This window comes from Methylobacterium amylolyticum (assembly GCF_030700245.1).
Lineage (GTDB): Bacteria > Pseudomonadota > Alphaproteobacteria > Rhizobiales > Beijerinckiaceae > Methylobacterium.
Map to the genome: position 1 here is coordinate 1 of NZ_JAUYZI010000011.1, position 20,301 is coordinate 20,301.

Below are 20,301 nucleotides of genomic sequence, written 5' to 3' on the forward strand. Positions count from 1 at the left end.
CAGGGCGATTGCATATGGGTTGTTTGGGGTTCGATCTGGGCTGAAGGCGATGCGTTGACGCCTCCTGAGACGCAGGAGGCGATCGATGCTGGCCGTGCAAGGATTGTTCGCGGCGGTGCCGGACCCGCGGGCGGCCAACGCCCGCCATCGGCTCGACGAGGTTCTGCTGGTCGCCCTGGCCGCCACGCTGTGCGGCGCCCAGACCTGCGTCGACATCGCCACCTTCGCCCGGGCCAAGCTGCCGCTGCTGCGCCGCTTCGTCCGCCTCGCCCACGGCGCGCCCAGCCACGACACCTTCAGCCGCCTGTTCCAGGCGCTCGACCCGCTCGCCTTCGAGGCCGCGTTCCGCGCCTTCATGGCCGCCTTCGCCAAAGCCCTGGACCAAGCGGCGCAGGACCAAGCGGCGCAGGACGAGCCCGACGGCACCGGCCGCCCGCGCATCGTCGCCCTCGACGGCAAGTCCCTGCGCGGCGCCATCCAGAGCGCCGGGCGCTCGACCCCGCTGCACCTCGTCACCGCCTGGGCCGCCGAGCAGCGCCTCGTCCTGGCCCAGCGCCACGCCCGCAACCGCAGCGAGGTCACCGCCGCGCGCGAGGTCATCGCCCTGCTCGACCTGCGCGATGCCGTCGTCACGCCCGACGCCCTGCACGGCAACCGCGCCACGGCCGCCGCCATCCTGGAACGGGGCGGAGCCTACGCCCTGATCCTCAAGGGCAACCGCGGCCCGCTGCACGCGGCCGCCCAGGCGCTGCTGGGCGAGGCCGATGCCGAGACGGCCGTCCGCACCAGCCACACCGCCCACGGCCGCTACGAGGAGCGCCGCGCCTGGGTCCGGGCCGTGCCGGGCTGGGCCGAACGCTACGGCTTCGCCGGCCTGTGCGCCATCGCCCGGGTCGACGGCCTGCGCCGCAGCACGCACGTGGACGCCCCTGCCGAGGCCGAGCCGCCCCAGACCCGCTACGTCGCCCTCTCGCAGCGGCTCGACCCCGCCGAGGTCCTGCGCGTGGTGCGCGCCCACTGGTCGATCGAGAACCACCAGCACTGGCTGCTCGACGTCGCCTTCCGCGAGGACGCCATCCTCACCCGCAACGCCGTCACCGCCCAGAACCTCGCCCTGCTGCGCCGCCTCGCCCTCGGCCTGATCCGCCAGGACGCCACGAAGGGCTCCCTGCACACCAAACGACAGTTGGCCGGATGGAACGACGACTACCTCGCCGACCTCATCAGCCAAATGCGGTAGCCCTGGGTTATGGGAGACGGTCAGGAACTCGATGAACCGGACCGCATCTGCGGATCGGCTCCATTCTGCCGGCTGCCGCGACGGGTCCGACCCCGCTGCCCGCCACATGTCGGTCAGCGACAGCATCTCGTGCCGCTCGTGGATCACCTCGCCTTTGTAGACGAGCGCGGGCAAGCCGCTTTTCGTGCTATCTTGTGTCACCTGGGCATCTCCACTGCCTGGGTAGCGGGACCGCCTGCCAGGGCGGTGTCGTCGGAACCGGCGGCGGGGTGTGCCGGGAAGCTCGTCCCCGTCGCCGGTGGACCCTCGTCACCGAGGGCGTTCGCGATAATCATGACGATCTCGCTGTTCATTGAGCGCATGTTGACCTTGGCGCGCTCGGCGATGCGGGACCTCATTCCGCCCGGCAATCGCAACTGGAACTGCTCACTTGCTCTGGGTGCGATCTGCATGGCCTCCTCGCTAGATGGTCACGACGACCTATCCTAAGGCTATGCTCGCACGTCCTGAGCGACCTAGCAATAGGCTACGATGGAAAATCATAGCCTCAGGCGATTATGCACGGGCATGGCCCAGGACACGCCCAGCCGGCACCTCGATCAGTTTATGCTTCGCTTGCCTGATGGCATGCGCGACCGCCTGAAAGCCGAAGCAGAGGCGAACAACCGCTCCATGAACGCCGAGATTGTCGCTCGGCTGAAGTCGTCTCTTGAGATCAGCAACTCGGATGGCTTCGACCAAATCGATCATTGGCTTAAGCAAAGCAACCCAGACACCAGCATTCTGCTTCATGAGATTAGACGGCAGGCTCAGTCAAACCTAGCTACGACCATGAAACTGATTGCGGGTCTTGAGAAGCTTGGTCTGAACGTTTTCGATCCCGACAAGAATGCCAGAGATCACTTCTTGACCGCAATCATTGAGGCAAAGACGAAGCACAACGTCCCGCTGGATGCCGAAGAAAAGGAATTTTTGGCCTCACAAGCCGCCTCCGAGGCGATCCCGCCGGAGGAGGCGTCCTTGCCCAAGCCCCGCACTCGCGCCCTCAACAGCAAAGACCCCGAGACCCCTGATCGATGAGCCTCCTTGAAGATGAGAAGAAAGCCGAGGAGCGCGCCAAGTCGGTCCACAACGAGCGCACCAAGCTCACCGCCTCCTACGTGAACACGGTCGCGGGCGGGGTCTTCACGGTCGGCGGCCTCACCCCGATCTTCGCCGTGCTCTACACCAACGCCACGTCGGGCGTGCCGACCTGGGCTGTCATCCTCATTTCGCTCGTTTGCTGGATCGTCAGCGCGGCCCTACATTATCGGGCTCGCGTGTACCTCGGGGAGCTGAAGTGATGCCCTACCTCGACATCCTCGCCCTGCTGCTCGTGCCCGCTGCTGCCCTAGCGCTGGGCCTCGGCGCCATTCGCTACGCGAAGTGGGCGGACCGCCGAGCCCACTGAGCCATGACCGAGGCCGCGACCACGCAGCTTGCGGATATCGCGGGGACGCTCCGTGAGATCAGCGTGAAGCTCGACGCCAAGGCCGACACCGCAACGTTGGAGCGCACCGCGGGAGAGGTCCGCACGAGCCTCGCAGGCTTTGACGGCCGGCTCGCCAATCTCAGCACCGTGGGCGACGGGCTGCGCCGTGACATCGATAAGCTGCCCTCCAAGTTCGATGTCATCACCATCATGATCGTGGTTGTCGGCGGCCTGGGCGGCATCGCGGCGCTGATCAAGACCGGTTGTCGGGGTTGAGCACCAGCACATCGCCGTTGCCGACATCGCCGAGGAACCAGCGGTTGAACGCCAAGACGCTCGCCTCGGCCCGCCAGCGATCCATGCCCTGCGACGCGCGCTCGTGCCACGCCTGGGTGTTCGCGTTGAATTCCCAGGTCCAATCCGGGCCGGACAACGACCAGATCGCGTTGCCGCCGAAGGTGTAGGCGCAGGCGCGCAGCACGTCCCCGCTCATCGCGGCCTCGATCGCCCGCTCCACGGCGCGCGTCGAGATCCGGGCCGGGGTGTAGCCGTTGAGCTGCCGCACCGATCCGTCGGCCGCGACGAAGATCTGCTGGCCGTCCCAGCCATCCTCGAACCCAGCGATGCACCAGGGCCCGAGCAGCCCGACCGGGATCACCTGCGCGCGGGCGTAGGGGAACGGCTGAAGCCCCTGGTCCGAATAGACCTCGGTCGAGGTCTCGCCCCAGGCCCAGATCTGCCCGCCCGAGGCCGTGACCCGCAGCCATTTGCAGGGCTTGCTCTCGCATTTGGTGTAGCTCTGGTCCGACCAGTCGAGGGTGTTGGTCGGCGTGGCGGTGGTGCCGGTCGCCAGCAGCTCGCCGTCGTCGTACAGAAAAAAGAAGTAACCGTCCTGGAACGCCACCGAGGTCGGCGCGCCGATGGAGGCGCCCGACGAGGTGTTGTTCGGGTAGGGTTGGACGCCCTGCACGCCGTTGGCGTCTGGCCCGACCACGAAGACGCCGGTCTCGCCGCAGATCACCATGTGCGGGCCGCCGGCCGAGATCGCGAAGTTGTCGCGCGCCATGGTGACGGGCTTGGACCCGGGCAGCGCGCCGATGCGCTTGAGCTTGAAGCCGGCGTCCAGCGCGAACAGGTTGTCGGCCCGCGCCAGCAGCAGGGCGTCATCGACCAGCAGGCCGCCGCGGGGCGCGCCGAAGCCGGGGCTCGCGACGACATCAAGGCCGGGCGCGGGCACGTAGCGCACCTCGGCGCCGTCCTTCACGGCCAGGACGTTGATCAGGCGGCCGGAGCCCTCGCCGGGGATGGCGCCGGGGCTCGACGAGGTCGGGAACGCGAGGGCGACCATCAGAAGTAGTGGCCCCGGGTATAGGTCCGCGAGGACGACAGGGCGCGGTAACGGCGCAGGCGCATCTCGGCGCCCTGTGCGCGGGCGGCGAGCAGGGTCGCCTCCTCGGACGAGAGCGCGAAATCGTCGGCCAAGCGCGAGGCGACGATGGCCGAGAGCGGATCCATCGCGGCGCCGGGGATTTCAGACGACGATGCGAAATCGTAGACCCGGTCCAACTCCATCTCGTCCAGAATGCCGTCGAGCGCATCGGACACGCGGGCGCGCGCCTCCGGCTCGGCGGTCTGGCCGAAGCCGACCTCGCCCAGCCGCGCCAGGACGCGCTGGACGAGGTCTTCGCGGTTGTAGACGGCCACCGATCAGCCTTTGCTCGGGACCCGACCGGCCCTCCGGGCCTCTTTCGGATCCTCGACTGACGTGGCGTTGTCGACCATGTCCGCGTCGGTGAGGTCGCCCGACGGCTTGATGCCCTCGGCGGTCATGGCTGTCTCGGGATCGTGCTTCATGCCGCTGCCGGGCGCGTAGGCCGGCATCACGGACGAGTCGATACCCGAGGACGGCCCCGGGCTGACGCCGGAGCCGGTCGTCAGGCGCTCGGCCGCCTTCCGGTCGCCCTTGAACCACGGGTTCTTGGACAGCTTGTCATAGACCTCGTCCGGCACCTCGACGGCCTTGCCGGCCTCGAACCGGTAGCCCGCGCCACGCGGCCGGCGTGGTGAGAAGCTTCGGGATATCCCGATCCGCCTCCTCCTGATTGACGATGGTCGCCAGCAGGCCGCAGTGGCCGAAGTTCTCGGCCCAGTCATCCGGCAGCATCTTGGGGGCGTTGCCAATCCGCTTTGTCACGAACTGCCAGCGCAGGTTCCGACACTCGCGAACGAGGCTCCACAGCCGGTTGCGCCACTCCGGCGGCGCCTCGTTGTCGAACACGTCGGCCATGCTGGCGCAGAAGACCCAAGGCCGCTCGCCCGTGTGCTCCGCCGCCGCGTTCCACTTTCGCGGGCCGGACCAGTCCTTCACCAGTCGCCGCGGCGAGCCTGCGCCCCAGTGCGAGCCGCCGACGCGCCGGTCGAACGTCTCGGCATAGCAGTGGTCGCATCCGGGTCCGACCTTGGTGCAGCCCCACCACGGGTTGAACGTGTGCGTGGTCCACTCAATAGCGCTGAACTCAGCCACCCTGGCCTCCTTGTGTCACAACGTTCATTATGACATTATGACATGATAGACGAACGCGCAAGGGGAAGCTATGGGCGTCGCAAGATCACAGGCCGCAGCGACTTTGCCCCCGAAGCTGAGCAACGACAGCCCGTCCGGCCGCATCAACGTGATCGCGACCGAAGACCTGTTGCAGCGCATTGAGGAATGGCGGGCGGCTCAGCGGCCTATCCCGAACAAATCGGAAGCCGCGCGCCTGCTAATCGAAAGGGGGCTCAACGCCTCCCCCGCCCCCTCCCGCAAACCCAAGCCCCCAACCCCAGACACACCGTGATCCGGGGAGAGATCCAGGGAAGTGGTCACGCTTCTGCCGGCGGCTGGAAGCCGGCCTCCCGGAAGATCTCCATGATGGCTTCGGCGCAGACCTCGACGCGCCGCATCTGAGAGGGTGACAACTTCCGACGAGGATCGCCGCTCATGTCGGGGTTGGACGGGAAGCAGCAACCGGCGACCGCCTTCTCGATCTCGGCGGTGATCTGACCGCGCTCGCGGAGCAGGACGCGCTCAGGCCTAGGCGGCATTGACCTCGCCAGCGGACTGTCCGGCATCTCGTCGGCAATCTGCCGTGCGATCTGCATCGACTCGGTGAGAGGCGTGCCGATGTGCATCCGGAGATGCTTGACCGCAGGCACATAGGCCATCTCGGCGGCTTGGGCGCGGATCCTCGCCTGCTCGCTCTCGGAGGCTCGGATCCTCATCGCCCGGCCTCCCCCCGAGACAGGGGAGGGGGCTCGTCTCGGGGACTTCCGGTATTCCGACAAGGCCAAATTCCTTTGAGTCTTCAATCCTAGTACGGATCAAGAACGTATCGGAATGGCCGTTGAAATCGTTGCTATCGCAGGCAACTCTTAATCAGCGGGTCCTAGGTTCGAACCCTAGTGCGCCCACCAAGAACATCCAGAATCTATAATTCCGAATGCCTCGACGAGTTGATGTCCGCGACATCCTCGCGCCGACGTTCTGGCAATCCCTGTCCGGATCTCGGTCGGTGGGGCCTCTGAGTCGGCGGGGCCGCTTCCGATTTCGGGTGATGGACGTTCGCGGCTCGGCCGCGGCGCCGCCAGTCCCAGCAGCCTCGGCCGCCGCTTGAGCATGCTTGGCGCGCGGGACCCGCGTCGGTTCGACGATGGTCGCCCACATCACCGCCGATGGTGATCGCCTGGCCGACCGTTGCCGGGTGGAGAACCGGGTTCCAACGCGGAAGCGACCGTCCATCGCGGCGAATGTCCGACCGCTTCAGCGCTTGGCGCAGATCGCCAGTGCGGGTCCGTTCGGGTTGGGGAGGTTGTCGAAGTCGACGCTCGTCTCGAAGCCGCGGTCGATGAAGAACTGGATCAGGCTGTCGCGTTCCAACCAGACCGCGTAGTTCTCAGATCCTCCGGAGAAACCCCTCCAAGACAGCGCCGCCTCCGGGTAGAAGCGCCTGGATCCGCGATAGCGGGTTCCGTTCAGCGCGGTGGGCTTGGTGAACTGGATCTGATCTTCGCGAGCACTGATCGCATCCTGATCGTAGTAGTGCGTCCATATCATCACCCGATCGGACTTGCTCACGATCCGTTCGAGCAACAGGAGCGGATCCGTCATGTGGTAGAGCACACCGCAGGCGATGATGACATCGAAGTCTTGGCACGACGTCAGATAGGGGACGAAGTTGCCGAGTTTGTAGCTCACCCGCTTCATGCCCATGACCTCCTTCAGGCAGAGGCATTTGAGAAAGGCGCGCGCGTTTCCCTCGATTGCGGTCACGGAAGACGCTCCGAGCCGCTCCAGCAGGTAGGAATGCGCGCCCTCGAGCGGCCCGAGTTCGAGGATGTCGAGATCTGTGAAGGGACCGAGAACCCGATTGGCCCAGGCGATGCGCGGATCCTCGAACAGGTGTGCCAAGCCTGGATGGGAGACGGCCCCGAGGTCCGAGGGCATGATCGTCGACCATTCGCCGTGAAAGATGTCCAGGACGTTCTGCAGAGTCGGTTCAGATCTAACGAATTCTCTTTCCCCGGACATTCCAGACCTCGATTGAGAAATACACGCACAACGGGAATCGAACTGACCTGCCGCGCTCCCGACCGGGTGCGTCCGCGCCGGGCGATCAACGTCAGATCTGTCGCACTGCCCGCCAACCGCCGCGACACCCTCGGCAATCCGGGATCGAATCCGGACCGCGCGGCAGCGATCGATGGGCGCACGAGAGACACCGGCTCCGACCCCGGCCTATGCGCCTGAGCGGCCGCCAGAGGCAAGGACTGCCAACCGCGTCGGCCCGGCGGCTCCGGGGTCGAGCCGCGGCGGCGTGATGGGCCGACGGTGATCGGATCGACGAGGACGGGCCGCGCGGAATCTGAACCGCGCCGAAGTTTTCCGAGACGGGCGCCGCCGTGCGATGATGCGGCCGGAGGAGTTCGATATGCACGACATCGGCGACGATCACAGCCACGCGCCCGAATCGCATGACCACGGGCACGCTCACGGCGAGGCGGGAGAGCGCTGGAAGCACGACGGGGTGCGGGTGATTCCCGGAGACCGGCTCGATCCCAACACCGCCCAGACGCCGGGCATGTTCCGGCAGGCGGCAATCAACGCAGCCCGGGTCGGCGCCCAGAAGATCTGGGCCGGCACCGTGGCGATCGAGCCCGACGCCAAGACCGGCGTGCACCACCACGGCGCGCTGGAGAGCGTGATCTACGTCGTCTCGGGCCGTGCCCGGATGCGCTGGGGCGAGCGGCTGGAGTACGTGGCGGAGGCCGGGCCCGGCGACTTCATCTTCGTGCCGCCCTACGTGCCCCATCAGGAGATCAACGCCTCGACCGACGAGCCCCTGCACTGCGTGCTGGTGCGCTCGGACAACGAGGCCGTGGTGGTGAACCTGCCCGACGTCGCCGCGGCCGAGCGGCCCGAGACGGTCTACTGGGTCGATCCCATCCACAAGCACCCGTGAGCCGTCGGAATGGCCGCGCGCACGGGTCGGGACCGTTGCCCGCATCCCGACCGCCTCGCGCGCCGGAACGGTGCCCTCCCCATCCGCATTGCCGCCGAAGACCGAGGAGACGGCGATGACGGAGAAGAAGGGACACGGCAGCGAGACCGCCAAGAAGGCGAACGCCAAGGCCAGCAGGGCCGGCAAGTCCAATCCGCGCACGTCGTCGGCGGCCCAGGCGGAACTCGGCAAGAAGGGCGGCAAGAAAGACGGAAAGAGCCGATAGCGGATCGGACTGAAACGGCCGGTCCGCGGCCCGTCGTCACCGCCGCGTCGCGCGCAGGCGGTCGCGCAGCCAGCCGCCGACGGTGCGCCGGGCGCCGCGGTCGCGGCGCCGGCGAACGGGTTCAAGCAGATGGTCGGCGATGAGCCGACCGATCGTCGCCCGGCCCGTGGGATCGTAGTGCACGACGTTGGTGAACAGGCCGGGGCCGCTCTCGGTCAGGGCACGGCTCGCATCGATGAGGCGCAGGTTGCGGGGAACGTCCCGCGCCCGCTGGTCCGCCAGCGAAGCCTCGAAGCGGTCGTACTGCCGCGCGAGGTAGGCGAGGGTGTCCGGCGAAGCGAGCGCGGTCTCGGAGGCGATCGGGTCGCGCTTGCGGACGACGATCGGCTCTAGGACGTAGACGACCGGGATCTCCACCGCCCGGGCCGTCCGGACCAGCTTGCGCAGAGAGGCCTCGTAGCTGCGCGCGACGGCGACTTCCCAATCGGGCGAGCCGTAGCCGACCCGCTGCCGGTTCTGCCGCAGCAGATCGAACGCGCCATCGACCACGCCGTCGTAGTCGAGGCTCGACTGCCACGACCTGTCATTGTTCTCACTGAAGAAGTGCGCGTAGAGAAACTCGCCGATGAAGGCGTTGTACGGGTATCCCGGTCGCGGATCGAAGGTCAGCGGCAGGAAGGCGTCGGTCCCGCCGCTCAGAACGACGACCAGATCCGGGTCGAGGTCGAGCAGGCGGGCCCAGATCAGGGCGCACATCTGCTCCGTGCACGACGAGACGGCACCGAAATTGTAGACCCGGACGCGCTCGGAGCAGGCCGCCCGCAGCAGATTCTCGACGCGGCCGGGGACGAGGTCGCCCCAGTCGGCGCCCTCCAGCATCGTGCTGTCGCCCAGCATGAAGACACGGATCTCATCCGGATCGGTGCGCGGCCCGGCCGCCTCAGCGTTGAGGAAGCCGGCGGCGTCGTAGGGCAGGCATTGGTGCTCGGGCCGGTGGCCCGGGCGCCCGGTGAAACCGACATAGGGGGCGGGATACCGCACCGAGGCGTCGAAATAGCGGACGTGATGGAGGAATTTCTCCCGGCGCGCGGCCTCGTCCTGCGCTGATGCCATCGATGCGCCTTCCCGTCCGGCGGCCTCAACCCGCGACTCTCGTCCGGCACCGCGCCTCCGGCCCGCTTATGCCGGCTGCCTCGACGGTTGTCGAAGGACGGTGCGTGCGGATCCTCCACGCGACGGGTCCCGCGCCGGGGCCGGCCGCCGACGGCGGCTGCGATCCCGCGGACGCGCGGCCCGGCACCGCGCGGGCGGAGCACCGGTGCCCGGAGTGGCACGCGGTCGCATTCAACCCACGGGTCGTTGCATTTCGCAGCGCAACGTCCTATTTGTGCACTGCGGGATGGCGATGGCGTCGTCCTCCCGCAGCCCTTCTTGGGCGTTTCCTCCCTAGACTTCGGGCTGCTCCTTCGGGAGTGGCCCTTTTTCTGTGCGGGACCGGTCCGGTAGCCCGTCCGCAACGATCGCACGCGCAGGATGCCCGTCATCCACGCGCCGTAGTGAGGAACTCGACCGTGCTCAACGTCTTCTGCCCGTGGATCCTGCTCGCTGTCGAGGCGGAGCGCGTCGTCGAACTGCGGCTGGTGCGGCTGGCCTGGGGCGGCCCGGCAGCCTGGGTCGAGGCGCAGTTGATGGTCGCCGAGAAGATGGCGGCGGCCGTCGAGGCGATGGGCACGCTGATGACCGGCGGCTCGCCCGAGCGCGTGGTCGCCCGCTACCGCGAGCACGTCGCGGCCAATGAGGCCCGATTGTCGGCGGACTGATCCCGACGGCGGTCAGGCCGCCGCGGTCGCCGGCCGGGCCCGGCCCATCGCCAGGAGCAGGCCGGAGAGGGTGAGGAGATCGCAGGTCAGGCCGAAGGCAGAGCCGACGAGCAGGTTGTGGCCGGCCCAGGCGAGGGAGGCGGCGAGGAAGCTCGCGCGCATCGCCCCCGCCTCGGGCTGAAGCCGCGCCCGCATCGCCAGCAGCGCACCCGTGCCGGCGCAGGCCGAGGGCCAGCCGGACCACGTCGCCGCCGTCAGGCCGAGCACGAGGCAGAGGCAGCCGCCGAAGAACGGCGCGAACCACGCCGGGCGCCGATCCCGCCCGCCGAAGCGCGCCGCGGCGAGGCTCTGCGCGACCGAGAGCGCGCACATCGCCGCCCCCGTGCCGGCGCCGAGCCGGAGAAAGTGTAGCCCGAAGCAGGTCGAGCAAGCCGCAGAGGCGACCAAGATCGCGACCCGGCCGGGCATGACTCCCGAGACGAAGCCGAGCACGAGGCCGAGCGCGCCGAAGATGTCGATCCGACCGATGACGGCATCGAGCGCAATGGAAATTGTATCGCGGAAGGTCATGATCTCAACGCTGGGCGCATAACCTGCGGCGTGTCGCACTCGATGCGCTAGGACCCGATGGTAACCGGTCCGTTAACGACATCGCTGCGCGCAGCCCGACGTGGCGCGGCGGCCGCAGACGGGAGCGACCACCCGCGCCCGGGTCCCCCCGGGGCCTCGACCATCCTTCGACGGACGCGCCCGCGGCCCATGCCCGGGCTGCAACGCCGCGCTGCACGATCCCCCGGCGATCCGCGCGCTTCCGAGGCGTATTGCACTGCGAAAGGCCGGTCGCACCTGTCGGGATGGGCCCGGGAGCGTGGATCGTCGGCGGCGCCCTCGCCGCACGGCGACGGCGACATCCATCCAGCACCATTCCTGCCCCGTACCCGCGCCGGTCGAGGGAGGCGCCCGCCCCGCACCGGACCGTCAGGGACGTTCAATGACGCTCATCGACCTGCCCGCGGCCGCCCCGCTCGATTCCGCGTCGGCGACGGAGGCCGCACCGCCCGCGCCCGCCCCGGGAGCCCATCCGACCCTCGTCCTTCTCGCCCTGGCCATGGGCGGCTTCGCCATCGGCACGACCGAGTTCGCGGCGATGAGCCTGGTGCCCGCCTTCGCCCCCGAACTCGGCATCGACGCGCCGACCGCCGGCCACGTGATCAGCGCCTACGCCCTCGGGGTGGTGGTCGGCGCCCCCGTGATCGCCGTGCTGGCGGCGCGGATCGCGCGGCGCACGCTGCTGGTCGGCCTGATGGTGCTGTTCGCGCTCGGCAACGGCCTCTCGGCCCTGGCGCCGAGCTACGCCGCGATGCTGGTGTTCCGCTTCCTCGCGGGGCTGCCGCACGGCGCGTATTTCGGGGTGGCGGCCCTGGTGGCGGCCTCTCTCGTCCCGCGCGCGCGCCGCTCCCAGGCGGTCTCGCGGGTGATCGCCGGGTTGACGGTCGCCACCGTCGTGGGCGTGCCGCTGGCCAACGCGATCGGCCAGCTCGCCGGCTGGCGCTGGAGCTTCGGCCTCGTCGCCGTCCTCGCGCTCGCGACCGCGACGCTGGTGCGGATCTTCGCGCCGCTCGGGGCCGCGACGTCGGGGGCCAGCGCCCTGCGCGAACTCGGCGCCCTGCGGCGCGGCCAGGTCTGGCTGACGCTGGCGACCGGCGCTGTCGGCTTCGGCGGCCTGTTCTCGGTCTACACCTACCTCGCCTCGGCCCTGCTGGAGGTGACCCACGCCCCGCCCGCGGCGATCCCGCCGGTGCTCGCCCTGTTCGGCCTCGGGCTCACGTTCGGCAACCTCATCTGCGCCTGGGCGGCCGACCGCGCGCTGATGCCCGCGGCCGGCCTGACGCTGGTGTGGAGCGCCGCCGCGCTCGCCCTCTACCCGTTCGCGGTGGGAAGCCTCTGGACGCTGGGGCCGGCGGTGTTCCTGATCGGCTGCGGCGGCGGCCTCGCCACCATCCTCCAGACCCGCCTGATGGACGTGGCCGAGGATGCCCAGACGCTGGCGGCCGCCCTCAACCACTCCGCGTTCAACGTCGCGAACGCGCTCGGGCCCTGGCTCGCCGGCCTCGCGCTCGCGGCGGGCTTCGGCCTGCCCGCGACCGGGTGGGTCGGCGTCGTCCTGGCGCTCGGGGGCCTCGCGATCTGGGCGGCCTCGCTCCTCACCGAGCGCGCGGGCCCGGCAGCCGTCGCCGCGGGCGCGCGCTGATCAGCCGGCGGAGACCGGGATGCCGAGTACGGCCCGGCGGCGCTCGACGAAGCCGGGCCACGCCTCGGGGTTGACGAGGCGGGGCGGCCGGCCGCCGCGCAGCACCTCGACGAGCTGGTCGGCGGCCCAGCCGGCCACGGCGGCGCGGGCCTCGGGGGTGACGCCGGCGGTGTGGTAGGTGGCGAGCACCGTGTCGAGCGCGAGCAGGGGGTGGTCCAGCGGCGGCGGCTCCACGTCCCACACGTCGAGGGCGGCGCCCCCGAGGTGGCCGGATTCCAGCGCGGCCGCCAGCGCCGCCTCGTCGTGAATGCCGCCGCGGGCGGTGCTGACGAACACCGCGCCCCGGCGCATCCGCGCGAAGGCGGCCGCCCCCATCATCCCGAGCGTGGCCGGGTCGCGCGGGCAGTGGAGCGAGACGACATCCGAGCGCTCCAGAAGCGCCTCGAACGCCACGGCCTCGGCGCCGCGGGCGGCGATCTCCTCCGGTGCCAGCAGGGGGTCGTGGGCGAGCACGGTCATGCCGAAGGCCTCGGCTAGCCGGGCGACGCGGCGGCCGACCTCGCCGATGCCGACGAGGCCGAGGGTCTTGCCGGCGATCTCGCGGCCCATCAGCTCCTCGCGGGCGAAGCCACGGCTCCGGCGCAGGCGCCGGTCGCTCTCCGTCATCCGCCGTCCCAGCGCCAGGATCGCGCCGACCGTGTGCTCGGCGACCGACCGGGCGTTCGCGCCCGCCTGGTTGACCACCAGCACCCCCGCCGCGGTGCAGGCCGGGATGTCGATCGTGTCGCAGCCGGCGCCGGTGGCGGAGACGCAGAGCAGGTGCGGGCAGCGCGCCAGGAGGTCCGCGTCGGCGAAGTATCGCCGCGGCAGCTCGTCCTTGGCCGGGGTGATCTGGTAGGCCACCGCCTCGGCGAGCGCGGCCCGAACCGCCGCCTCGGGCCCGGCGCGGGGACAGGTCCGCAGGTCGATGTCGGGCTCGCGGGCGAGGCGCTCGGCGAAGGCGGCGTCCATCCAGACGTCCAGCCGGACGACGATCTTCGGGTCTGCGTTCACGGCGCGGTTTCCTGCAATGTCCGCATTCGCTCACCCGTCCGCATCGAGCTGCTTGCCGCGCGTCTCGGGGAAGGCGAAGGACAGGGTGAAGAACAGGCCGTAGGCCGTGAGCGCGAACAGGGTGATCGCGTTGCCGAGGCTGGTGAGGGTCGCGAGCGCGCCGACCAGCGCCGGGAACAGGGCCCCGATGCCGCGGCCGAAATTGTAGCAGAAACCCTGACCCGAGCCGCGCAGCCGCGTCGGGTAGAGTTCGGTCAGGAACGGGCCGATCCCCGAGAAGTAGCCGGTGGAGAAGAAGCCGAGCGGAAAGCCGAGCATCCAGATCGCGCCCGCCGGGAGGGGCGCCTGCATGTAGACGACCAGCGTCACCACGGCGCCGACCGTGAAGGTGGCGAACAGCCGGCGGCGGCCGAGGATGTCGGCGAGCCACGCGCCCGTCAGGTAGCCGAGGAAGCTGCCGACGATGAGCGTCGCGAGGTAGCTGGTGGACCCGACCGCCGACAGCCCGCGCTCCGCGGTGAGGTAGCGCGGCACCCAGGTGCTCATCGCGTAGTAGCTGCCCTGCGCGCCGACCATCATCAGCGAGGCGAGCAGCGTGGTGCGCAGGTAGGGACCGGAGAAGATCTCGGTGATGGCCGGCCGGTCGCCCGCCGCGATCTGCTTGCGCCGCGACTCGCGCGCCAGCGGCGGCTCCTCGACGTAGCGGCGCAGGTACAGGACGAGGAGGGCGGGCAGCGCGCCCACGGCGAACATCCAGCGCCACGCGGTCTCGGGCGGAAGGGTCGAGAACAGGACGGCCTGGAGAAGCACGGCGAGGCCCCAGCCGACCGCCCAGCCCGACTGGACCGAGCCGACCGCGCGCCCGCGGTACTCGGCCCGCACCATCTCGCCCATCAGGATCGAGCCCGCCGCCCACTCCCCGCCGAAGCCGATGCCGAGCAGGGTGCGCGCGACGAGGAGCTGCTCGAAGCTCTGGGCGAAGGCGCAGAGCAGGCTGCAGGCCGAGAACCACAGGATCGTCAGGCGCAGGGTGGCGACGCGCCCGATCCGGTCGCAGAGATAGCCGGCGAGCCAGCCGCCGAGCGCCGAGGCGAGCAGCGTCGCCGTCGCGGCGAGGCCCGCCTGCGAGCTGCTGATGTGCCACAGGCTGATCAGCGTGCCGATGACCAGGGGATAGATCATGAAATCCATCCCGTCCAAGGCCCACCCGGCGGCGCAGCCCCAGAAGGTCCGCCGCTCCGAGGCGGACATCGCGCCGTAGAAGCCGAACGGGGTCGCGTCCTCGGCGACGGATGCGCCGGCTGCGCGCTCGTCCATGTCGTCCTCCCCTGATCGGTCCGCGCCGACGGGGACGGCGCGGCCGCGCCGCTCCCTCGCCCGCGGCAGTCCCGGGCGCCCGCTCGGCGCCGCTGCCCGGGGCCTTGTGACGGCCCCTTCAGCGCAGCGTACAGCTTAGGAGGAGCGCAAGGTATAATCGTTTTCGATAACAGCTATAAGGTCGGTCGCCGTGCTTCCCGCGCGCGTGGTCGCGCCGCGGCCAGTTCTTCGAGGCACATCGGCGCCGCGAGCCGCGGCTCTACAGACGCGCGCGCCGATGCGGTCGCGTCGCCGGGTCCGGATGTCGGATCGGTCGGTCTGCGGCACTGACGACGACGCCCCTTCGTCCCGCCCGGGCTAGCACGATCCGGCATTTCTCATTTCGCAAAGCGCTATTGGTCGGCGCGCGACCGGCCCGTTAGACCCGGGGCAACGCCCTCGGGAGGAGATCATGGCGATGACGGGGATGGACCCGGGCGACGGGACGGGCTGGCGCGACGACGTCTTCCGCGTGCTGAAGGCGCACGGCGTGCGCCACGTGGCCTACGTGCCGGATGCCGGACACTCCGCGGCGATCCGCGCCGCCGAAGCCGACCCGGAGATCCAGGCGGTGGTGCTGACGACCGAGGAGGAGGGGCTCGGCTACCTCGCAGGCGCGTGGCTCGGCGGCGAGAAGGGCGCGCTGCTCCTGCAATCGAGCGGTGTCGGCAACTGCATCAACACGCTCGCGCTCCAGGCCTGCGCACGCTTCCCTCTGCTGATGGTCGTGACCATGCGCGGCGACTGGGCCGAGTTCAACGCGTGGCAGAACCCGATGGGGCAGGCCACCGAGGCCGCCCTGAGGCTGATGGGCGTGCTGACGTGGCGGGCCGACGCGCCGGAGGACGTCGCGCCCCTGCTGCACGGGGCGGCCACGATGGCGTTCAACGGCGACGCCGCCTGCGCCCTCCTGCTCGGACAGCGCCTGATCGGAGAGAAGCAATGGGTGAAGTGAACGCGGGCGGCGCCCTCGACCGCCGCGCGGTCGTGGCGCGGCTCCTGGCCGACCGCGCGGACCTGCTCGTCGTCACCGGCCTCGGCTCGCCCTCCTACGACGTGATGGCGGCGGGCGACCACGACGGCAATTACTACCTCTGGGCGGCGATGGGCTCGGCGGCGACCGTCGGCCTCGGGCTCGCCAAGGCGCAGCCCGGGCGGCCGGTGCTGGTGGTGACCGGCGACGGCGAGATGCTGATGGGGCTCGGCGCCCTGGCGACGCTCGCCGTGCAGAATCCGCCGAACCTGAGCATCGCGGTGCTCGACAACGGCCATTACGGCGAGACCGGCATGCAGCTCAGCCACGCCGGGCGGGGCCTCGCCCTGGACCGGGTCGCGGCCGCCTGCGGTTTCGGCTGGACCGCGGCGATCGACGACATGGCGGGCGTGGACGCGCTGCGCGCGCGGGTCGCGGCCCGGGCGGGCCTGTCGTTCGCGCGGATCGGGGTCCGGGCCGAGAACCCGCCCCGGGTGCTGCCGCCCCGCGACGGCGTCCACGTCAAGAACCGGTTCCGCGCCGCCCTCGGCTTCCAGCCGATCTGACGACGCAGACAGCGTCGGCGCGGTCCGGATCAGCGCAGCCGGACGGTCCGTGTCACGGGGCCGTCCGGCCTCTACATCGTGCCGAGACCGGGCAGGGCAGGGCGGATCGGGCGAGCGCCGGGATGGCGGCCCCGCGCCAGACGCGATCCGACGGAGTGAGGACATGCAGACGATCGACCACGGCAGCCACGGCGACATCCGCGACGCGGTGCGCGCCCTCTGCGCGGACTTCCCGGCCGAGTATCACCGCAAGGTCGACGAGGCGCGCGGCTACCCGGAGGCGTTCGTCGACGCGCTGACCAAGGCCGGCTGGATGGCCGCCCTGATCCCGGAAGCCTACGGCGGTTCCGGCCTCGGCCTGACCGAAGCCTCCGTCATCATGGAGGAGATCAACCGCTCGGGGGGCAATTCCGGCGCCTGCCACGGGCAGATGTACAACATGAACACGCTGGTCCGGCACGGCTCCGAGGAGCAGCGGCGGAAGTACCTGCCCCGGATCGCCGCGGGCGAATTGCGCCTGCAATCGATGGGCGTGACCGAGCCGACCGCGGGCACCGACACCACCCGGATCAAGACCACGGCGGTGCGCAAGGGCGACCGCTACGTCGTCAACGGCCAGAAGGTCTGGATCTCGCGCATCCAGCACTCGGACCTGATGATCCTGCTGGCCCGCACCACGCCTCTGGAGCAGGTGACGAAGAAATCGGAGGGCCTGTCGATCTTCCTCGTCGACCTGCACGAGGCGCAGAAGGCGGGCATGACCGTCCGGCCGATCCTCAACATGGTTAACCACGAGACCAACGAGCTGTTCTTCGACGCGCTGGAGATCCCGGCCGAGAACCTGATCGGCGAGGAGGGCCAGGGGTTCAAGTACATCCTCACCGGGTTGAACGCCGAGCGGGCCCTGATCGCGGCCGAGTGCATCGGCGACGGCTACTGGTTCATCGACAAGGTCACGGCCTACACCAAGGAGCGGACCGTGTTCGGCCGGCCGATCGGCCAGAACCAGGGGGTGCAGTTCCCGATCGCCGAGAGCTTCATCGAGGTCGAGGCGGCCAACCTGATGCGTTATGAGGCCTGCCGCCTCTACGACGCCGGGCAGCCCTGCGGGGCGCAGGCCAACATGGCCAAGTACCTCGCGGCCAAGGCGAGCTGGGAGGCGGCCAACGCCTGCATCCAGTTCCACGGCGGCTTCGGCTTCGCGGCCGAGTACGACGTGGAGCGCAAGTTCCGCGAGACGCGCCTGTATCAGGTCGCGCCGATCTCCACGAACCTGATCCTGTCCTACGTCGCCGAGCACATCCTCGGCCTGCCGCGCTCGTTCTGAGCGCTTCCCTGCCGACCGGTGGAGGCCGCCGGCCTCCCACCCCGATCCCGCCGATCCTCGGGCGCTACGCCGTGGGTGAGCGCTCAGGGACCGCGCCCCTCTCGAGGGCCGGCAGGGGCGCGATCTCGCCGACGATGAACAGGTAGGCCCCCGCTCCGACCACGCAGAACGCCCCGGCCACGATCAGCGGCACGACGAAGGACCCGCTGGTGATCGTCAGCATGACCCCGGTGAAGGAGGTTGTGACGATGCCGGCGAGGTTCGAGGCGAAGTTCTGGATGCCGCCGATCGAGGCGACGTGCGCCGGCGTCGGGGCCACGTCCGCGGGCAGCGTCCAGATGTTGGCGGCGGCGAAGGCGAGGCTGCCGTAGGCGATCGCGAAGCAGGCCAGCGCCCCGTAGACGTTCGGCGCGAACGCGGCGCCGGTGATGATCGAGGAGGTGAGCATGCCGCCGACGAGGCAGGTCTTGCGCGCCCGCGTCAGGCTCCAGCCGCGGCGGTAGAGGGCGTCCGAGACGATGCCGCCGAGCCAGCCGGCGGGGATCGCGAACAGGGCGGGCAGCAGGCCGAGCGTCCCGAGCTGCGACAGCGAGAAGCCGCGCGCCTCGACGAGGTAGCTGGGGAACCACGTGATGAAGAAGTAGATCGTGAAGTTGAGGCAGAAGAAGCCGATCATCATCCCCCAGATCGTCCGGTAGCGGAACAGGGACGCCCACGGCACCTTCGCTCCGTCCGCTCCCTTGCCCTGCCGCTCGGCCCGGAGCGCCGCGAGCTGCTCCGGCGTCACCGCCGGGTGGTTCTCCGGCTCACGGTACAGGGTGAACCAGACGACGACCCAGGCGACGCCGAGAAGCCCGGTCACCACGAACGACGTCTCCCAGTTGAACGTGCCGATCAGCCACGCCACGATCGGCAGGGACAGGGCCGAGCCGATCCGCGAACCGCTGTCGAAGATGGAGGCGGCGAGCGCCCGCTCGGTGCGCGGGAACCAGTTGGCGGAAACCTTGGCCATCGACGGATAGGCGCCGGCCTCGCCGATACCGAGCAGCAGCCGGCAGCCCAGCAGGGTCTCGACGCTGCGCGCGACCGAGGTCAGCGCGGTGAACACCGACCACCACACCACCGCGACCGCCAGCGCGATCCGCGCGCCGACCCGGTCGGCGAACCAGCCGGCGGGCAGTTGCATGACCGCGTAAGTCCAGAAGAAGCCGCCGAGGATGACGCCCATCGTGGCGGCATCGATGCCGAGGTCGTGCTGCATCGACGGCGCGGCGACCGCGAGGTTGGCCCGATCGATGTAGTTGATCGTGTTGGCCAGGCAGCACAACAATATCATCGTCCAGCGTGCCTTGGGCATCGCGCTCCTCCTTTCGGGTCCGCGACGGGACCGGTCGGGCCACTCTGACGGCGGCTCGTCTGCTTGCGTCGGGCGCCCGGGGGCGGCGCCCCGCTCGGGCTCAGACTTCGAGGATGGCCTTGATCACCCCGGCCTCCGGCGCTCGCCACGCCTCGAACAGGCCGGGCGCGTCGGCGAGCGCGCCGCGATGCGTGGCGAGCGCGCCGGTCGGGACCCGTCCCGCCCGCATCTGCCGCACGACCTCCGCGAAATCCTCGGGCAGCGCGTTGCGGCTGGCCAGCAGCGTCGCCTCGCGCTTGTGGAATTCCGGATCGGAGAAGGTGATGTCGTCGCGCACCACGCTCAGCAGCACGTAGCGGCCGCCGTGGGCGAGGAAGGCGAATCCGCGCCGCATGGCCGACGCGTTGCCGGTAGCGTCGATCACCACGTCGAACCCGTCGCCCGCGGTGATCTCGGTGAGGCGCGCCGCGTCGCCGTCCCCGGCCATCACCGTGCGATGCGCGTCGAGCTGTGCGCGGCTGAAGGCGAGCCGGTCGGCGCGGGTGTCCATCACCGTCACGTCGGCGCCGCGGGCGCGGGCGAAGACGGTCGCGGCCATGCCGATCGGCCCCGCGCCCACCACCAGAACCCGGTCTTGCGCGCCCACGCCGCCGCGCCGGACGCCGTGGGCGCCGATCGCCAGGAACTCGATCATCGCCGCCTCGTCGAGGGAGGCGCCCTCCACCGCCACGACGTTGCGCTCCGGCACGCAGAGATATTCCGCCATGCCGCCGTCGCAGTGGACGCCGAGCACGCGGATGGACTGGCAGGCGTTGGTGAGGCCCTTGCCGCAGGCGGCGCAGCGGCCGCAGGCGAGGTAGGGCACGACGTAGACCGGCTGCCCCGGCGCGAGCGCGCTGCCCTCGGGTGCGGCCTCGACCGTCCCGGACAGCTCGTGCCCCATGACGCGGGGGTATTCGAGGAACGGGTGCTTGCCGGCGAAGATGTGGAAATCCGTGCCGCAGACGCCGACGCGCCGGATCCGCACCAGCACCTCGCCGGCCGCCGGTTCGGGCCGCGGACGCTCGACCACCGCGAGCCGTCCGGGCTCCTCGCAGATCACCGCCTTCATGGATGGCTCCTCC

24 protein-coding genes are annotated in these 20,301 nt (G+C 70.2%); 11 read left to right on the forward strand and 13 right to left on the reverse strand.

The window, feature by feature from the left end:
* Nucleotides 1-85 precede the first annotated feature (85 nt).
* Nucleotides 86-1,240, forward strand: a complete 1,155-nt coding sequence (locus Q8W71_RS09970; RefSeq protein ID WP_305525205.1) for an ISAs1 family transposase — start codon at nt 86-88, stop codon at nt 1,238-1,240.
* A gap of 197 nt (nt 1,241-1,437) precedes the next feature.
* On the opposite strand, the gene Q8W71_RS09975 is transcribed toward Q8W71_RS09970, so the two are convergent.
* Nucleotides 1,438-1,692 (reverse strand): Arc family DNA-binding protein, encoded by a 255-nt coding sequence (locus Q8W71_RS09975; protein WP_305525206.1) that lies wholly within the window; start codon nt 1,690-1,692, stop codon nt 1,438-1,440.
* 115 nt (nt 1,693-1,807) lie between these two features.
* Between Q8W71_RS09975 and Q8W71_RS09980 the strand changes: the two genes are divergently transcribed.
* From Q8W71_RS09980 to Q8W71_RS09990, 3 genes are all read left to right on the forward strand, one after another.
* Nucleotides 1,808-2,320, forward strand: coding sequence for an Arc family DNA-binding protein (locus tag Q8W71_RS09980; RefSeq protein ID WP_305525207.1), 513 nt, complete (start codon nt 1,808-1,810; stop codon nt 2,318-2,320).
* Nucleotides 2,317-2,583 (forward strand): hypothetical protein, encoded by a 267-nt coding sequence (locus Q8W71_RS09985; protein ID WP_305525208.1) that lies wholly within the window; start codon nt 2,317-2,319, stop codon nt 2,581-2,583. Before Q8W71_RS09980 ends, Q8W71_RS09985 begins: the two co-directional genes overlap by 4 nt.
* Nucleotides 2,584-2,693: 110 nt before the next feature.
* A complete protein-coding gene (locus Q8W71_RS09990) occupies nt 2,694-2,987 on the forward strand; it encodes a hypothetical protein (RefSeq protein WP_305525209.1) in 294 nt (97 codons plus the stop codon).
* On the opposite strand, the gene Q8W71_RS09995 is transcribed toward Q8W71_RS09990, so the two are convergent.
* The 6 genes from Q8W71_RS09995 to Q8W71_RS10020 all read right to left on the reverse strand — a co-directional run bounded on the left by Q8W71_RS09995 (nt 2,965) and on the right by Q8W71_RS10020 (nt 7,278).
* Nucleotides 2,965-4,059 (reverse strand): hypothetical protein, encoded by a 1,095-nt coding sequence (locus Q8W71_RS09995; RefSeq protein ID WP_305525210.1) that lies wholly within the window; start codon nt 4,057-4,059, stop codon nt 2,965-2,967. The genes Q8W71_RS09990 and Q8W71_RS09995 overlap by 23 nt on opposite strands.
* Complete coding sequence (locus tag Q8W71_RS10000; RefSeq protein ID WP_305525211.1) at nt 4,059-4,415, reverse strand: hypothetical protein; 357 nt, start codon at nt 4,413-4,415, stop codon at nt 4,059-4,061. Before Q8W71_RS10000 ends, Q8W71_RS09995 begins: the two co-directional genes overlap by 1 nt.
* Nucleotides 4,416-4,418: 3 nt before the next feature.
* A complete protein-coding gene (locus Q8W71_RS10005) occupies nt 4,419-4,721 on the reverse strand; it encodes a hypothetical protein (protein ID WP_305525212.1) in 303 nt (100 codons plus the stop codon).
* Nucleotides 4,702-5,235, reverse strand: a complete 534-nt coding sequence (locus Q8W71_RS10010; protein ID WP_305525213.1) for a DUF5131 family protein — start codon at nt 5,233-5,235, stop codon at nt 4,702-4,704. The genes Q8W71_RS10005 and Q8W71_RS10010 overlap by 20 nt, the downstream gene beginning before the upstream one ends.
* 338 nt (nt 5,236-5,573) lie before the next feature.
* Nucleotides 5,574-5,972: a hypothetical protein gene (locus Q8W71_RS10015; protein WP_305525214.1), complete on the reverse strand. Its 399-nt coding sequence runs from the start codon at nt 5,970-5,972 to the stop codon at nt 5,574-5,576.
* A gap of 538 nt (nt 5,973-6,510) precedes the next feature.
* Complete coding sequence (locus Q8W71_RS10020; protein WP_305525215.1) at nt 6,511-7,278, reverse strand: class I SAM-dependent methyltransferase; 768 nt, start codon at nt 7,276-7,278, stop codon at nt 6,511-6,513.
* Between the two features lie 400 nt (nt 7,279-7,678).
* Between Q8W71_RS10020 and Q8W71_RS10025 the strand changes: the two genes are divergently transcribed.
* Both Q8W71_RS10025 and Q8W71_RS10030 read left to right on the forward strand, forming a co-directional pair.
* Nucleotides 7,679-8,209 carry a cupin domain-containing protein gene (locus Q8W71_RS10025; protein WP_305525216.1) on the forward strand — a complete coding sequence of 177 codons (531 nt, stop codon included), beginning with the start codon at nt 7,679-7,681 and terminating at the stop codon, nt 8,207-8,209.
* Between the two features lie 115 nt (nt 8,210-8,324).
* The gene (locus Q8W71_RS10030; protein ID WP_305525217.1) at nt 8,325-8,474 is read left to right on the forward strand and encodes a hypothetical protein; all 150 of its coding nucleotides are present in this window, start codon (nt 8,325-8,327) and stop codon (nt 8,472-8,474) included.
* Nucleotides 8,475-8,510: 36 nt separating this feature from the next.
* Here the strand turns inward: Q8W71_RS10030 and Q8W71_RS10035 are convergent, their stop codons facing one another.
* Nucleotides 8,511-9,587: an SGNH/GDSL hydrolase family protein gene (locus Q8W71_RS10035; RefSeq protein ID WP_305525218.1), complete on the reverse strand. Its 1,077-nt coding sequence runs from the start codon at nt 9,585-9,587 to the stop codon at nt 8,511-8,513.
* A 458-nt stretch (nt 9,588-10,045) separates the two neighbouring features.
* Between Q8W71_RS10035 and Q8W71_RS10040 the strand changes: the two genes are divergently transcribed.
* The gene (locus Q8W71_RS10040) at nt 10,046-10,294 is read left to right on the forward strand and encodes a hypothetical protein (protein ID WP_305525219.1); all 249 of its coding nucleotides are present in this window, start codon (nt 10,046-10,048) and stop codon (nt 10,292-10,294) included.
* Nucleotides 10,295-10,306: 12 nt separating this feature from the next.
* On the opposite strand, the gene Q8W71_RS10045 is transcribed toward Q8W71_RS10040, so the two are convergent.
* Complete coding sequence (locus tag Q8W71_RS10045; protein ID WP_305525220.1) at nt 10,307-10,864, reverse strand: YgjV family protein; 558 nt, start codon at nt 10,862-10,864, stop codon at nt 10,307-10,309.
* 421 nt (nt 10,865-11,285) lie between these two features.
* On the opposite strand from Q8W71_RS10045, the gene Q8W71_RS10050 reads away from it, so the two are divergent.
* Nucleotides 11,286-12,545, forward strand: coding sequence for an MFS transporter (locus Q8W71_RS10050; protein ID WP_305525221.1), 1,260 nt, complete (start codon nt 11,286-11,288; stop codon nt 12,543-12,545).
* Here the strand turns inward: Q8W71_RS10050 and Q8W71_RS10055 are convergent, their stop codons facing one another.
* Both Q8W71_RS10055 and Q8W71_RS10060 read right to left on the reverse strand, forming a co-directional pair.
* Nucleotides 12,546-13,598 (reverse strand): NAD(P)-dependent oxidoreductase, encoded by a 1,053-nt coding sequence (locus Q8W71_RS10055; RefSeq protein ID WP_305525222.1) that lies wholly within the window; start codon nt 13,596-13,598, stop codon nt 12,546-12,548.
* A gap of 30 nt (nt 13,599-13,628) precedes the next feature.
* Nucleotides 13,629-14,915 (reverse strand): MFS transporter, encoded by a 1,287-nt coding sequence (locus tag Q8W71_RS10060; RefSeq protein WP_305525223.1) that lies wholly within the window; start codon nt 14,913-14,915, stop codon nt 13,629-13,631.
* Between the two features lie 451 nt (nt 14,916-15,366).
* Here Q8W71_RS10060 and Q8W71_RS10065 point away from each other — a divergent pair, with 451 nt between their 5' ends.
* From Q8W71_RS10065 to Q8W71_RS10075, 3 genes are all read left to right on the forward strand, one after another.
* The gene (locus Q8W71_RS10065) at nt 15,367-15,909 is read left to right on the forward strand and encodes a thiamine pyrophosphate-binding protein (RefSeq protein WP_305525224.1); all 543 of its coding nucleotides are present in this window, start codon (nt 15,367-15,369) and stop codon (nt 15,907-15,909) included.
* Entirely contained in the window at nt 15,897-16,493 is a 597-nt protein-coding gene (locus Q8W71_RS10070) for a thiamine pyrophosphate-dependent enzyme (RefSeq protein WP_305525225.1), read from the forward strand. The genes Q8W71_RS10065 and Q8W71_RS10070 overlap by 13 nt, the downstream gene beginning before the upstream one ends.
* A 163-nt stretch (nt 16,494-16,656) precedes the next feature.
* Complete coding sequence (locus Q8W71_RS10075) at nt 16,657-17,820, forward strand: acyl-CoA dehydrogenase family protein (RefSeq protein WP_305525226.1); 1,164 nt, start codon at nt 16,657-16,659, stop codon at nt 17,818-17,820.
* 64 nt (nt 17,821-17,884) lie between these two features.
* Here the strand turns inward: Q8W71_RS10075 and Q8W71_RS10080 are convergent, their stop codons facing one another.
* Together Q8W71_RS10080 and Q8W71_RS10085 are read right to left on the reverse strand one after the other, a co-directional pair.
* A complete protein-coding gene (locus Q8W71_RS10080) occupies nt 17,885-19,177 on the reverse strand; it encodes an MFS transporter (RefSeq protein ID WP_305525227.1) in 1,293 nt (430 codons plus the stop codon).
* A gap of 100 nt (nt 19,178-19,277) precedes the next feature.
* Nucleotides 19,278-20,288 carry a zinc-binding alcohol dehydrogenase family protein gene (locus tag Q8W71_RS10085; protein ID WP_305525228.1) on the reverse strand — a complete coding sequence of 337 codons (1,011 nt, stop codon included), beginning with the start codon at nt 20,286-20,288 and terminating at the stop codon, nt 19,278-19,280.
* Nucleotides 20,289-20,301 lie beyond the last annotated feature (13 nt).